Origin of the sequence: Vaginella massiliensis, from assembly GCF_900089075.1 — a bacterium.
Taxonomy (GTDB): Bacteria; Bacteroidota; Bacteroidia; order Flavobacteriales; family Weeksellaceae; genus Weeksella; species Weeksella massiliensis_A.
Window position 1 is genome coordinate 134,403 of record NZ_LT593745.1, and the last position, 13,783, is coordinate 148,185.

Genomic DNA, 13,783 nt, shown 5'->3' on the forward strand with positions numbered 1-13,783 from the left:
ATTCGCTTTTTTTGATGACTTTGGTAAAGTATTTGATTTGTAAAAAACAATTTTAATCAAATTTATTATTATATTATGAGCTTTATTTTAAATCTAATCATATCGGCTATTGTCGTATTTGTTTTAGCAAACATTTTACCAGGCGTTAGCGTTTCTGGTTTTGGAAGCGCACTTATCTTAGCATTGGTTCTAGGATTATTGAATTCTATTGTGAAACCCATCCTGAAAATTATCAGCTTACCAGTCACTATCATTACTTTGGGATTATTCTCCTTTGTGATTACTGCGCTCATCATCTTGCTCGCCGATAAAATAATGGGATCGAGTTTTGAAGTTACCAATTTTTGGTATGCTATGCTTTTTGGAGTTGTACTTGGAATCGTACAGTCTGTTTTTGGAGGACTGTTGAATGAATAAAAAAAAACTTAAACGGCTTCTTTTTTGTTTTTGATAAAATCCTCTGCAGCAGATTCTTCTACGAGTTTTATTTAAAAGATCAGAATGACGAGGAAAGAAAACGAGAGAAAAGTTCTATAGGGTAGATTGCTTGGAGTTACAAAAATAAAAGAAACCGTCTCACAACTGAGGCGGTTTTTTATATAAATAATGGATTGATTATTAGGTGATTAATAAAGAATTCACGATATTTAACTACTTAATTTTCAGCGAAATGAACTACAGAATTAAAGAATATAACCCATCCGGGAGAAAATGATCAAACAATTAGAGGATATGTGGCAATACGCGCAGTGCGTTGCTGATGAAGAAGACCAAGATCCCGAGCCACCGGAGTTCAAAAAAACTTGATCCCGAAAAAATCCAACAGGCTGCAGATAAAATCAACCGGATATTTGCCCAACTCAAACACAACCGAAACTTCAAAAGATTTCCTCTAAAAGGAATTGAAAAAGTGGAAATAGCGTTCGGATTGCATGCTTTAGCTCATAATCTGAAAAAGATGAGTGCGTAAACAAGAATAATCACTCATTTTTTTCTAAATTATTGAATAGCGTTGGTTTTTGACCTCAATTTTTTAATCATAAAAAAACCGTCCCGATTTTATAAATGAGACGGCTTCTTCTAATGATTATTTTTAAGAATCTTATTTACCAGCTTCCGGTGCTTGCCCAATCAAATTCATAAATTCATCTAGCTTAGGTGTGATGATGATTTGTGTACGTCTGTTTTTCGCTTTTCCTTCTTCGGTTGCATTAGACGCAATTGGGTTGTACTCTCCTCGTCCACCAGCTGTCAAACGTTTAGGATCTACACCATATTGGTTCTGCAATGCTTGCACCACAGAAGACGCACGCAAGGTAGACAAATCCCAGTTGTTGCGGATGTTGGTTTTGTTGATCGGCACGTTGTCTGTATTCCCTTCGATCAACACGTCATAATCTCTATAATCTTTGATGATTTTGGCAATTTTACTCAAGGTTTCGCCTGCTGCAGGTGAAATTTCGTAGCTTCCAGATTTGTACAACATATTATCTGCCAACGAAATATAAACTACCCCTTTCAACACTTGTACATCAACATCGCGCATTTCTTCGCGTGATAGCGAACGCGTCAAATTGTTGGTCAATACCATATTCAAAGAGTCTGACTTTGATTTGGTGTTAACTAAGTGCTGAATGTATTTATTAGAAGCTGCAATTTCATCCAACAATTTAGAGATGTTTACAGCATCACCTTTTTTACCATCTAAACAGTTGTTGAGGGAACTCTGACAAGTTTGAAAAGCAGTTTCTAATGATTTTAGATTTCTCCTTTCAGACTCGATCATACTCTCCAAACCTTCTATTCTTGCTCTAGCAGCCGATAACTCGTTTTGTGCAGCTTGTGCTTCTGCATACGTGGTGTTGAACCTCGATTGTAATTCATCATATTGCTTTTGGCTTACACATCCCACCATAAGGGTAAGTGCTAATGCTGCGATTGGGAAAATTGATAATTTCATATTATTTGTTTTTTTACTCATTACGAATATTTCATTAACGAAAATAGTGACTTTTTAGTGTACTTGGTAAAAATTAATATAATTTTATAAAAAAAAACTTCTAATCCGCTCGGAATAGAAGTTTTATTTAATTTATTCTTAACAAATTATGATTAATCTTGTGGAATATACAACACTTGTCCAGGATAAATTTTGTTGGGATCTGTCAGCATTGGTTTGTTTGCTTCAAAAATTTTGTTGTATAGGTTTGGATCTCCGTATACTTCTTTAGAGATTTTAGACAAGGTATCACCGCTCACTACGGTGTACATGGTTTTCGAAAGGTCTGGAATTTCTATTTTCAAAGGTTCTTTCAATGTAAGTTTGTCTTCTACTCCATCTACGCCTTCGATATTACCTGCTGTAGCCAAGATTTTTTGTTTTTCATCGATGTTTTTTGCTTCACCAGAAACAACAACTTTCTCACCGTTCATAGAAAAATGTACACCGCTCAAGTCGAATCCGTATTTAGATACGTGATCTTTTACTTTTTTAGCTTTTTCTTCTGGCGATTCGTTACCTCCAAATAATTTAGATCCTGCATTTTTTATAAATGAAAATAATCCCATAGTTTTTATAATTTTTTAATGGTTAAACATAGTTCGAATATACAATTATTTTGCCATTATCGATAAATATTATTTAATTTTGATTTAAATGTTTGAATCAATTCGTTTTGTGCTTGAATGGTTTTGTTCACACCATCTAGTGTAAGGTCTAATTGTTCCATTTCGATGTTTGCCGCGTTTATTGCTTGGTTCAGTTTAGAGCTTTTGGCGTCGTAGGTATTGTATTTCGTTTCAGATTTTACTTTCTGGTTGTAGAGTTTGTTCAGCTTTTTCTCGTCTTCTTCAAACGATAGCTGGCTGTCGATGGTTGCAATCTTTTGCGCTTCGAGATTTTTTTTGGTCTCCAACTTTAAAAACTCGTTCTGATTTTTCAACATTTTTTTCATCAGATTTGCTTTTGTAGTTTGGGCGTCTATGCTTTGCTTGGTCAATCGCATCATGTATTCATTAGCCTGCGTCAACTCGTATCGGTAGCAACCTTTTCGCATCTCGAAAGATAAGTCTTTAAGTTTCTCATACACCTCTGCATAATCCATAGAACTAGAATTGAGGTACATGCCGTTGCCATCCAAAAGGGTCGTAATTACGGTAAGCGAATCGTTGCCCTCGTCTACCAGATTCAGGTTGACTTTGTATTTTTCGGGTGAATTTTTAAAGGTGATTTCATTCGCTTCATATTTATTCAGCAAAGCCAACTTTCCGTTTCTAGCTTTTACCCAATCTCGCCAAGTGTTGTCGATAGAGGTGTTGCTGCATTTGGCAATGGTATAGCCCAAAGTCTGAACGGTTTGTTTTTTCGCATCGTATTCTACCTCGAACAATTTGCCTTCTTGTGCCAATAAATAATTGCAACTAAAAAAAGTGATAAATAGGATGAACTTTTGGATCATAATTTCAAATTCTTTTACACGAAGTTAGACATTTTCTTCTGTCTAATAAATATTCTTGGAACAAAGCGTGTAAAATCTATTTTAAAAATTATAATTTTGGATGAAAATTGCATTCAGATGAGACCTAAGATTCTAATTATTTACACTGGTGGTACGATTGGAATGGCGATGGATTACCATTCGCAATCTTTAATTCCGTTCGATTTCGACAACCTCATCAAACGTTTACCCGAAATATCGCTCATCGATTGTGATTTTGATTATTTTAGTTTCGAAGAACCAATCGACTCGTCGAATATGCGACCAGAAATTTGGTTACAGATCGCCGAAGTATTAGAAACCAAATACCACGAATTTGATGGTTTTGTAATTTTACATGGTACCGACACCATGTCGTATACTGCATCTGCGCTGAGTTTCATGACAGAAAATCTCGAAAAGCCGATCATTTTCACGGGATCACAATTGCCCATTGGCGAGTTGCGAACCGATGCAAAAGAAAACCTCATCACCTCTATTTTGCTGGCATCTTTACAGAAAGAGGGCAAGCCCATGATACAAGAAGTTTGCATCTATTTCGAATACAAATTATTCAGAGCCAATCGCACGACCAAAATCAACGCAGAGAATTTCGACGCATTCGAATCGCCAAACTTTCCTTCTATCGGAATAAGTGGTGTTCACCTCGATGTGAAAGAAAAAATTCTGTTCAATTATCAAAAAACTGGAGATTTTCGCATCAACAAACAATTGGATTCTTCGGTCGGGGTACTCAAAATTTTCCCAGGAATTCCTCAAACCTTTGTTGAAAATTTACTGCATTCACCCAATATCAAAGCCTTTATTATAGAAGCCTACGGAACCGGAAATATCTTTACCGATCAGTGGTTTATAGACATTTTGCAACAAAAAGCAAAAGAAGGAATTCACCTCATCATCAACACCCAATGTGCAGGTGGCATGGTCGAAATTGGACGTTACAGCACCAGTACGCCGCTTGCCAAAATCGGAGTTATTAGCAGTTTCGACCTCACCATGGAAGCCGCGATTACCAAGGCTATTTATTTATTGGGACAAAATTTAACGCACGCAGAATTCAAAACACAATACGAAACCTCGTTGAAAGGAGAAATGAGTACGCCTTAAACCGACTTACCCGACATGTTGTTGCCATCTGTGGCTTTGAGTTGTAAAAAGATAAGCGTCGAAAGTAGCGTGATGATTCCTAAAACCAAAAACGTGTAACGAAACGTAATTGCAGGAATTTTGGAATAAGCCTCTACATTCTGAAAGAGAATCAATATAAACGAAGCTACTGAAACTCCCAAACTCATCGACATCTGTTGCGTGAGGGCCAACAATGCATTTCCTTCAGACGATGTTTCGTCATCCAAATCGGCAAGAGTAAGAGTATTCATCGCAGTAAATTGTATGCTACTGAAAAAACCTTGAATCACCATCAATGGGATAATATGATAAATCGGAGCTTCGGATTTCAAAATAAAGAAACCAAAGAAAATCACTCCTAAAATCAAGGTGTTGGAAATCAGCGTTTTTTTGTACCCCAACCGATTCACAATCGGGACAACTAAAGATTTTGCCGTGAGGTTTGCCAATGCCGAAGGAATCATCATCATTCCGGCGATAGTCGCAGAATAGCCGTATCCCACTTGCAACATCAGTGGGATGAGCAAAGGTATTCCACCAATTCCCATTCGGGTAAAAATATTCCCGAGTAAACTTACACTTAAGGTTCTAATTTTGAATAAATTCAGATCAATCAGCGGATGTTGTTTGCGTTTCGCATGCCGTACATAAAGCATTCCCACCAGCATGGCTGCTAATAAAATCAAAGCCAAAATCTTGTACGAAATGAGCTGATTGGGTCCTAATTCGAACACCAAAGTTATCAACACCATTGCACTACCCAACAACACCAAGCCAATGCTATCGAAACGAAAAACGGGTTTGGTGAAATTCGGAATTCCGTAACCGCTCAAGATAAACACCACCAATCCGACTGGTATATTGACCAGAAATATCCAATGCCACGATAAGGTTTCTACAAAAACTCCGCCCAATGTAGGACCGAGCAAAGGCCCTATCAAACCCGGAATCGTAATAAAGTTGATGACCTTGAGCAACTCTTTCTTGGGAAAAGCATAGAGAATTGCCAATCGGGCAACAGGCACCATCATCGAGCCGCCGATTGCTTGCACAATTCTAGAAAGCACAAGACCCGACAGTGAATTGGACATGGCGCAAAGAAGAGAACCTAAGGTAAACAGAATGACCGCAATACGGAAAACTCGCTTGCTCCCGAACCGATCAGACAACCAACCACTCAACGGAATGGGGAGTGCCGAGGTCAACATATACGACACAATCACCGATTGCATTTCGATTGGCGATTTCCCAATTTCTCTGGCAATCGTAGGCAAAGAAGTATTGAGTATGGTGCCGTCTAAGGTCTGCATAAAAATACCCAAAGCAGCAACCCAAGGTAAAAGTTTGCGATGACGGTGAGTAACTTCGGTATGGTTGAGCATAGCGTTCGAAGCAGCAATTTTTATTCCTAAACCAGAATATTGCCTATAGATTTTTCGGGTTGATTGAATTTTGGTTTAACTTTAGCCTAATTATTTATCATGTATATCGATTTACACACGCATCATCCGCAAAATAATACAAATGGCATCTCTATCGTCAATGTTTTTCCTCAACAAGAAAGTTTGGGCAACTATTTTTCAGCTGGCATCCACCCTTGGAAAATCACCCCTGCGTGGAATAACGAACTAGAATTTTTAGACCAAAAGCTTCAACAATCGGCTTGTTTGGCTTTGGGTGAATGCGGATTGGACAAAGCAATCGAAACCGATTTAGCTTGGCAAACAGAAGTCTTCAAAACGCAATTAGACCTCAACAAAACCTATCAAAAACCGGTAATCATCCATTCGGTAAGGGCCCATCAAGAAATCTTGAATATACAGCGAGAAATGAAATACCATCTTCCGTTTTTTTTTCATGGTTATACCAAAAACGAAGTGTTGCTTGAGCAAATTCTAAAACAAAAAAATCATGTAAGTTTTGGAATTCATCTGCTCAAAAAACAAAACCTACAAACTATATTTGCAAACCTTACGGAAGATGAATTGTTCTTGGAGACAGATGATGCCCAAATTTCAATTGACGAAATTTACCAAACAGCCGCAGATATTCGTAAAATCTCGGTCGAACGATTGCAAGAAATCATCCAACGAAATGTAGAAAACGTATTGAAAATAAAATTTTAACATTTATGGCAGTTTGGCAAGAACGTGCAGAATTATTATTCAAGCCAGAAGGAATTGAGAGACTGAAAAATGCTAATATTCTCGTTGTTGGCATGGGCGGTGTGGGTTCTTTTGCGGCAGAATTTGTGGTGCGTGCCGGAGTAGGAAAAATAACCATTGTCGATGGTGATACCGTAGACATTACCAACATCAACAGGCAATTGCCTGCCTTACACTCTACCGTTGGACAATACAAAGTAGATGTTGTGGCTGGTCGTCTGCAGGACATCAACCCAGAACTGGAACTGACGGTGATACGAGAATTTTTGACCCCAGAGCGTATGCACGAAGTGGTGACCGAAGACTTTGACTATGTGATGGATTGCATCGATAGCATCACCCCGAAATTGAATTTGATACGCGCTGCCAAAAACAAGAAACTTCGTGTAATCAGCAATATGGGAGCGGGCGGAAAAATGTTGGCAAGTAAAATTCAGGTACGCGACATAAGCAAAACCGATGTTTGCCCTCTGGCAAAAAACATCAGAAAAAGACTGAAAACCATGGGAATATCGAAAGGTGTAAAAGCCGTTTTTTCTACCGAAGTTCCCGATGCTACGAGCTTGAAGCTGACCGATGGAACCAACTTCAAAAAGTCTTTTTACGGAACCAACAGCTGGATACCAGCCTTGTTTGGACTGCATTCGGCAGAAACAGTGATTCGACATTTATTAAATAAAGAAAATTAATCGAATAATTTTTATCTTGCACGCATGAATATTAATTACGACTATCAGACGTTCGAAGATAAGCTTCGGGCTCAATATAAGGCTTACAATCAGGTCATCGAAAAACGGGCGACCAAGAGTATTTTGAATTCTGCTGTAGACTTGTTCGATCAACAACTATACGATTTGTGTCTGAAAATTGCAGAAGAATTAGAAAAAACAGCCACCAACGACAAAGATTTGTACGATGCAAAAAAACTCATCGCCCTGTGCCATTATGCCAAACAAGACCGAGCCAAATCGGATGAGGCTTTTTTTGAATTGACACGCAACAGCCAGAATTCTGACGATTGGTTCAATGCAGTAATCGCTGCCGCAATAAATGAAAACTACGAACGCAGCGAAGCGCTTTTTGCACAAGCTTTGCAAATCTATGCAGATCATGGAACCGCCAAAAACATGCCTTCGGTGCAGTTGATTTTTCATTATCTTTTGGCTTTGCAACAAAATGAGGCTTACGAATTGTCTTACGAAAAATTCAACCTATTGAGACAAGTGTACGAACAAGTCGAATCGAGTGATGAAAAAACTTTGAATCAAAGAGGTTTGAATAGTCTTTCGGTTTTCTTGGAAAGTGCAAAAGAAACTTTGGTCAACATCGACAAAAAAGAACGAGATGTCATGTTCGAAGAATTCAGAACTAAAATGGACGAACGTGGAAAACTCGAAATCAGTAATTTTTTGGATACTTTGTAACTTATTAAAAATCATGATTCTTGATAAATTGTTTTTACCAAAAAAGAAAATAACATTTATTAATTTTTTAAATCTTTTCTTATTAGGATTTGCGGTAACAAACGCACAAGAAACCGAGTACACTTCGTTTGGGAGTGCTCATGCTGGTCTGCAAGGTTTGGAATTGAAGTATGAAGTGCCTTTTGCATATCAATTCATTTTCAAAGGAGGAGCTGGTTTTGGGGCTGGTTATTATGTAGACGACGCTGTGCACTATGTTTGGAGTTTCCAGTCACCTATTCCATTTCTCAAAGCCAATATCGCGTGGATGTACAACAAAGAAAACAGAATTGCCAAAGGTAAATCGTTGCGCAACAACGCTGGAAATTTTGTAGCGCTGCAAGCCAAATATTCTTTTGGCGATAAGCATGATGACGTATTTAACCAAGTTTTGTTTACAGCTATTCATTGGGGAATTCAACGTACCATTTCGGGTAAATTCTATTTCAATACCCATGTAGGTTTAGGATATATGCACGACCAGAATACAAAAGAAAATGCCGTTGCCCCAAGTTTGGGATTGACCTTTGGGTATCAATTTTTCTGAAAATAGTATCGATCAGCTAGGTTTGTAATCGAGTAAAAACCTACCTTAATTGGTGGGTTTCTTTTTCGCTACCATTTTCTTTTTTGCTGGCATCGACCGTGGATATTTTCGGTCGATAAACGATTCGTAGTTTTCTACTGCCTCGAGCTGATCGTTGACTTTTGCAAATAATTTGGCTTCTTTTATATAACGATTGATCAGTCGTTTGCTTTGATCGCGAATATCGGCAAGCTTAGCCTTATTCAGCCAAACGCCAGCCTTATCAACACCTTTGATGCTCATCGCAAAATCGATAAGTTTTTCGGCCTCTTCGAAATCTTCGTTCAAAATCAGACATTCGGCATAGGGCGCATAGATTTTCACATTGTTCAGGTTATAATCCATCGCAAGCTGAAAGTATTCTTTTGCAGTCTCGTAATCTTCCATCACCTCTGCATATACTTTCCCCATCAGCACCAAGCAATCACTGTCTTTCTCATCGTAAGAGAGTGCGAAATTGAGTGCTTCGATGGTTTCTTCCATATTGTATGGAAAATTATCCAATGCTTGAAAATAATATTTTCGATTATTTGAATTCATAAAATCAGTGTTGAATGATAATAAAACTGGGTAATCTTTTGAAACAAAATATGATTCACCTTACAAAAGCGCCTCATCAAAGCCATTTCCGAAATTGGAAATTGTGTAGTGATAAATGAATTTTCTGAACATCATAATCGGCTTTGTCTTAATAGTTCTTGCAAATATACGACATTTTTTTACTAAAACTTCAATTCCCTCGAGAAACCTAACCTTTACACACCCTTGCATTGCATCCGAATGGATAAAATAAAACATTTTCGAAACGAGAATCGACCATGAAAAAGTTTGTTTTTAAATAAATTTTGAGTACATGAAGTTGAGCGTTTTAACACGATTATTTACTAATCCATTGTTAAAAATCGATCAAAATACTTAATGTTTCGTTTAAATTTCAATTGATTGTGAGCTATCTACTCTAATTATACCTATCTTCAAATACTATGAAAGCAGCCTGGATATTTTTTAGTTTTTGTTTCCTCATCAGTTGTCGCACAGATTCATCGAATCTCAATGCACGAACTGAACAAAAAATTGTACAAATGAATCTTTTCGAAGCGGTAAAACACCGAAATATTGCGCATATAAAAACTTGGATTGCCGATGGTAAACCCGTAAACGATAAAGACGTCGACGGCAATACGCCTTTGCATTATGCGACCTTTGCAGATGATTTTACCGTAGCCGAATTACTGGTCAAGGCGGGCGCCGATGTCAATGCGCAAAACATTATACAAGATTCTCCATTTTTGTATGCTGGTGCAAATGGCTATACCAATTTGGTAAAATTATACCTCGATCATGGTGCCAATTTTTATGTTCTGAATCGTTATGGGGGAACTGCATTGATTCCTGCTGCAGAGAAAGGTCATCTAGAAACCGTAAAATTATTGATCGAAGTTCCAGATTTCCCCATCAATCATGTAAATCGATTGGGTTGGACGGCCCTGATGGAAGCTGTGCTATTGTCTGATGGTGGACCAAAACAGCAAGAAATTATAAAACTATTGTTGGATGCAGGAGCCGATAAAAACATTCCTGACCTGGATGGCATTACAGCTTTGCAACATGCAAAAACTAGAAAATTTGAAGCTGTGACCGCATTGTTACAATAAAAAAAGAAGGAGCCTTTGAAACTCCTTCTTTTGTACGATTGCTTATAAAAAGCGAATTATTTATTCAGATACTCTTTCCAAGACTTGATTTTCAGATCTTCTACATTCAAGCTACAAAAAGCATTGATATAAGCCGAAGCTAAACGCGCATTTGTAACCAACGGAATGTTGAAATCTACTGCTGTACGACGAATTTGGTAATCGTTGTCCAACTCTGCCTTGGTCAGGTTTTTCGGAATATTGACCACCATATCGATTTTCTTGTCGTGCAAATACGAGATAACGTTCGGTTCTTTTTTATCCGAAGGCCAGTAAACCAAAGTCGAGTACACGTCGTTTTCGGTAAAGAATCGGTGTGTCCCTTCTGTCGCGTAAATTATATAACCTTTCTCGATCAATTGTTTTGCTGGCTCCAACAAAGCAACTTTCGATTCAATTGGTCCGCCAGAGATCAGCACTGTTTTTTCAGGAATTTCGTAACCAACCGAGAGCATCGACTTCAACAAGGCTTCTTCTGCAGTATCGCCAATACATCCAACCTCACCCGTAGACGACATGTCTACCGACAAAACTGGGTCTGCTCCTGCCAAACGCGTAAAAGAGAACTGAGAGGCTTTCACCCCAACGTAATCTAAATCGTATACCACTTCTGGATGACCTTTTTCCACCTCTAATCCCAACAAAACTTTGGTTGCTTTTTCGATTAAATTATTGCCCGACACTTTCGATACGAAAGGAAATGAACGAGAAGCGCGAATATTGGTTTCGATAACCCGAACTGTGTTGTTTTTAGACAAAAATTGAAGATTCATTGGGCCAGAAACTTCGAAACGTTTTGCAATTTTCGCTGCCACTTTACGCATTTGGCGTATGGTTTCGATATACACTTTCTGAGGCGGATAATACATGGTCGCGTCACCAGAATGAACTCCGGCAAACTCTACATGCTCCGAAATGGCGTAGTCGATGATCTCACCATTTTTACAAACAGCGTCTAATTCGATTTCTTTTGCACCTTGAACAAATTCGGAAACTACAACAGGATAATCTGGCGAAACCTCTTTTGCCAACTTCAAGAATGCTTCCAATTCTTCTGTGTTGGCTACCACGTTCATCGCTGCACCCGAAAGGACATAAGAAGGGCGAATCAATACTGGGAAACCAACTTCTTCTACAAAGTTGTGAATGGCTTCTAATGAAGACAGCTCTTTCCAACGAGGTTGATCGATTCCTAATTCATCTAAGATTTCAGAAAATTTGTGTCGATTTTCTGCATCATCAATACGCAAAGGAGAAGTTCCTAAAATATTGATTTTTTCATCGTATAATTTCATCGCCAAGTTGTTCGGAATTTGTCCTCCTGTAGAGATGATCGTCCCATCAGGTTGTTCAAAATCCAAAATATCCATCACCCGTTCGAACGATAATTCTTCGAAATACAAGCGATCCGACTCGTCATAATCGGTCGAAACGGTTTCTGGATTGTAGTTGATGATAATTGTTTTGTATCCGTTTTTGGCTGCGGTCTGTGCTGCATTTACAGAACACCAGTCGAACTCAACCGACGAACCAATGCGGTAAACTCCAGAGCCTAAGACACATACAGATTTTTCGGTTTCGGTGGCAATGTCGTTTTCAGTTCCGTGGTAAGTGACGTACAGGTAATTGGTTTGTGCAGGAAATTCGGCAGCTAAGGTGTCTATTTGCTTGATTACTGGAACTATTCCGAAGTTTTTACGCAATTCACGAACCGTTAATTCATTACGATGAACATTGGTATTTCCTTTTACCAAAACTGCGATTTGTTGATCAGAAAAACCAGCTAATTTTGCTTTTTTTACTAAATCTGCCTCCACTTGCTCGAAGCGCTCCAAGGCTTCAAACTCTTTCGAAATGTGAAAAATTTTCTCTAAACGTTGCAAAAACCACAAGTCGATTTTCGTTAAATCGTGAATTTTTTCGATAGAATATCCAGCTTTGAAGGCTTCTGTAATGGCGTACAAACGCTCGTCATTTGGCTCTGACAACCAAGTGTCCAACGATTCTCCTTCTGGAATTGTGAATGAGTTGGCAACAAAACCTCTATAGCCGATGTCTAACATTCGAATTCCTTTCTGAATTGCCTCTTCAAAAGATCGCCCAATTGCCATCACCTCGCCCACCGATTTCATGGCAGAACCAATATTTCGGCGAACACCGTAGAATTTGTTCAAATCCCATCGAGGTAATTTGACCACGCAATAGTCTAAAGCAGGCTCGAACATTGCCGATGTGGTTTGCGTTACACTGTTTTTTAATTCGAACAACGAGTAGCCTAGAGCTAATTTTGCCGCTACAAAGGCTAATGGATAACCCGTGGCTTTGGAAGCTAAGGCAGAAGACCGAGACAAACGAGCATTTACCTCAATCACGCGGTATTCTTCTGAAGTCGGATCGAATGCATACTGAATGTTACATTCTCCTACCACACCAAGGTGACGAATGGTGCGAATTGCCACTTCGCGTAATTTGTGATATTCTGAGTTGGTCAAAGTTTGCGATGGAGCGACAACGATAGATTCACCAGTATGTACACCAATTGGATCGAAGTTCTCCATGTTACAAACGGTGATACAGTTATCGTATGCGTCTCGTACGACTTCATACTCAATTTCTTTCCAACCTTTCAAAGATTCTTCCACCAAAACTTGAGAAGAGTAGTTGAAAGCTTTTTCAACGAGTTCTAACAATTCTTCTTCGTTGTTGGCAAAACCAGAGCCTAAACCTCCTAAAGCGTAAGCTGCTCGAATGATCAATGGAAAACCAATTCGCTTACCAGCTTCCATCGCGTCTTCAATTGTTTCTACTGCTTCTGATCGGGCGGTGAAAACACCGATTTGATCCAATTTTTCGATGAAGATATCACGATCTTCTGTTGCCTCGATAACTGGGATTTGTGTGCCCAGAACTTGGACACCGTATTTTTCGAAGATGTTTTCTTTGTTCAATTCAACCGCACAATTCAGGGCTGTTTGACCTCCAAAAGCAACCAAAACACCGTCTGGTTTTTCTTTCTTGATCACTTCCTCTACAAAATATGGCGTTACGGGTAAGAAATAAACTTCGTCTGCAATACCTTCTGAAGTTTGAACGGTGGCAATATTTGGATTGATCAAAACGGTTTTGATTCCTTCTTCTTTTAGGGCTTTTAACGCTTGAGAACCAGAATAATCAAACTCACCTGCTTGACCAATTTTCAATGCTCCTGATCCTAATACTAATACTTTTTTAATATCTTTTTTTAACATCT

General features: G+C 38.6%; 14 protein-coding genes. 8 read left to right on the forward strand and 6 right to left on the reverse strand.

Translation table 11 applies throughout. The features are described 5' to 3' along the window. Positions 1-75: 75 nt before the first annotated feature. Both BN8061_RS00590 and BN8061_RS12090 read left to right on the forward strand, forming a co-directional pair. Positions 76-417, forward strand: a complete 342-nt coding sequence (locus BN8061_RS00590) for a phage holin family protein (protein ID WP_068595295.1) — start codon at positions 76-78, stop codon at positions 415-417. 430 nt (positions 418-847) lie between these two features. Then, positions 848-970, forward strand: a complete 123-nt coding sequence (locus BN8061_RS12090; RefSeq protein WP_235802659.1) for a transposase — start codon at positions 848-850, stop codon at positions 968-970. Between the two features lie 132 nt (positions 971-1,102). Here BN8061_RS12090 and BN8061_RS00600 read toward each other — a convergent pair whose 3' ends face one another. The 3 genes from BN8061_RS00600 to BN8061_RS00610 all read right to left on the reverse strand — a co-directional run bounded on the left by BN8061_RS00600 (position 1,103) and on the right by BN8061_RS00610 (position 3,458). After that, positions 1,103-1,960 (reverse strand): OmpA/MotB family protein, encoded by an 858-nt coding sequence (locus BN8061_RS00600; protein ID WP_068595552.1) that lies wholly within the window; start codon positions 1,958-1,960, stop codon positions 1,103-1,105. A 152-nt stretch (positions 1,961-2,112) separates the two neighbouring features. Then, positions 2,113-2,568, reverse strand: a complete 456-nt coding sequence (gene lysM / locus BN8061_RS00605; protein ID WP_068595299.1) for a peptidoglycan-binding protein LysM — start codon at positions 2,566-2,568, stop codon at positions 2,113-2,115. A 56-nt stretch (positions 2,569-2,624) separates the two neighbouring features. Then, complete coding sequence (locus BN8061_RS00610; protein WP_068595301.1) at positions 2,625-3,458, reverse strand: hypothetical protein; 834 nt, start codon at positions 3,456-3,458, stop codon at positions 2,625-2,627. A 117-nt stretch (positions 3,459-3,575) separates the two neighbouring features. Here BN8061_RS00610 and BN8061_RS00615 point away from each other — a divergent pair, with 117 nt between their 5' ends. Beyond that, positions 3,576-4,604 carry an asparaginase gene (locus BN8061_RS00615; RefSeq protein WP_068595303.1) on the forward strand — a complete coding sequence of 343 codons (1,029 nt, stop codon included), beginning with the start codon at positions 3,576-3,578 and terminating at the stop codon, positions 4,602-4,604. Here BN8061_RS00615 and BN8061_RS00620 read toward each other — a convergent pair. Then, positions 4,601-6,007 carry a DHA2 family efflux MFS transporter permease subunit gene (locus BN8061_RS00620; RefSeq protein WP_068595305.1) on the reverse strand — a complete coding sequence of 469 codons (1,407 nt, stop codon included), beginning with the start codon at positions 6,005-6,007 and terminating at the stop codon, positions 4,601-4,603. The two genes, BN8061_RS00615 and BN8061_RS00620, sit on opposite strands and share 4 nt — an antisense overlap. A gap of 99 nt (positions 6,008-6,106) precedes the next feature. Between BN8061_RS00620 and BN8061_RS00625 the strand changes: the two genes are divergently transcribed. From BN8061_RS00625 to BN8061_RS00640, 4 genes are read left to right on the forward strand one after another with little or no spacing between them, the layout of a single operon-like run. Continuing rightward, entirely contained in the window at positions 6,107-6,751 is a 645-nt protein-coding gene (locus BN8061_RS00625) for a TatD family hydrolase (RefSeq protein WP_094745810.1), read from the forward strand. Positions 6,752-6,756: 5 nt separating this feature from the next. Then, positions 6,757-7,479: a tRNA threonylcarbamoyladenosine dehydratase gene (locus BN8061_RS00630; RefSeq protein WP_068595309.1), complete on the forward strand. Its 723-nt coding sequence runs from the start codon at positions 6,757-6,759 to the stop codon at positions 7,477-7,479. A 24-nt stretch (positions 7,480-7,503) separates the two neighbouring features. Beyond that, positions 7,504-8,214 carry a hypothetical protein gene (locus BN8061_RS00635; RefSeq protein WP_068595311.1) on the forward strand — a complete coding sequence of 237 codons (711 nt, stop codon included), beginning with the start codon at positions 7,504-7,506 and terminating at the stop codon, positions 8,212-8,214. Between the two features lie 13 nt (positions 8,215-8,227). After that, positions 8,228-8,800: a hypothetical protein gene (locus BN8061_RS00640; RefSeq protein ID WP_068595313.1), complete on the forward strand. Its 573-nt coding sequence runs from the start codon at positions 8,228-8,230 to the stop codon at positions 8,798-8,800. A 45-nt stretch (positions 8,801-8,845) separates the two neighbouring features. Here BN8061_RS00640 and BN8061_RS00645 read toward each other — a convergent pair whose 3' ends face one another. Next, complete coding sequence (locus BN8061_RS00645; RefSeq protein WP_068595316.1) at positions 8,846-9,379, reverse strand: tetratricopeptide repeat protein; 534 nt, start codon at positions 9,377-9,379, stop codon at positions 8,846-8,848. Positions 9,380-9,921: 542 nt separating this feature from the next. On the opposite strand from BN8061_RS00645, the gene BN8061_RS00655 reads away from it, so the two are divergent. Beyond that, complete coding sequence (locus BN8061_RS00655; RefSeq protein ID WP_094745816.1) at positions 9,922-10,494, forward strand: ankyrin repeat domain-containing protein; 573 nt, start codon at positions 9,922-9,924, stop codon at positions 10,492-10,494. 56 nt (positions 10,495-10,550) lie between these two features. On the opposite strand, the gene carB is transcribed toward BN8061_RS00655, so the two are convergent. Next, positions 10,551-13,781, reverse strand: a complete 3,231-nt coding sequence (carB, locus tag BN8061_RS00660) for a carbamoyl-phosphate synthase (glutamine-hydrolyzing) large subunit (protein ID WP_068595555.1) — start codon at positions 13,779-13,781, stop codon at positions 10,551-10,553. Positions 13,782-13,783: the final 2 nt, after the last annotated feature.

Coding starts and splice junctions, on each gene's coding strand:
- BN8061_RS00590 (WP_068595295.1), top strand. CDS start 76: ATGAGCTTTATTTTAAATCTAATCATATCGGCTATTGTCGTATTTGTT.
- BN8061_RS00600 (WP_068595552.1), bottom strand. CDS start 1,960: ATGAAATTATCAATTTTCCCAATCGCAGCATTAGCACTTACCCTTATG.
- lysM (WP_068595299.1), bottom strand. CDS start 2,568: ATGGGATTATTTTCATTTATAAAAAATGCAGGATCTAAATTATTTGGA.
- BN8061_RS00610 (WP_068595301.1), bottom strand. CDS start 3,458: ATGATCCAAAAGTTCATCCTATTTATCACTTTTTTTAGTTGCAATTAT.
- BN8061_RS00615 (WP_068595303.1), top strand. CDS start 3,576: ATGAGACCTAAGATTCTAATTATTTACACTGGTGGTACGATTGGAATG.
- BN8061_RS00620 (WP_068595305.1), bottom strand. CDS start 6,007: ATGCTCAACCATACCGAAGTTACTCACCGTCATCGCAAACTTTTACCT.
- BN8061_RS00625 (WP_094745810.1), top strand. CDS start 6,107: ATGTATATCGATTTACACACGCATCATCCGCAAAATAATACAAATGGC.
- BN8061_RS00630 (WP_068595309.1), top strand. CDS start 6,757: ATGGCAGTTTGGCAAGAACGTGCAGAATTATTATTCAAGCCAGAAGGA.
- BN8061_RS00635 (WP_068595311.1), top strand. CDS start 7,504: ATGAATATTAATTACGACTATCAGACGTTCGAAGATAAGCTTCGGGCT.
- BN8061_RS00640 (WP_068595313.1), top strand. CDS start 8,228: ATGATTCTTGATAAATTGTTTTTACCAAAAAAGAAAATAACATTTATT.
- BN8061_RS00645 (WP_068595316.1), bottom strand. CDS start 9,379: ATGAATTCAAATAATCGAAAATATTATTTTCAAGCATTGGATAATTTT.
- BN8061_RS00655 (WP_094745816.1), top strand. CDS start 9,922: ATGAATCTTTTCGAAGCGGTAAAACACCGAAATATTGCGCATATAAAA.
- carB (WP_068595555.1), bottom strand. CDS start 13,781: ATGTTAAAAAAAGATATTAAAAAAGTATTAGTATTAGGATCAGGAGCA.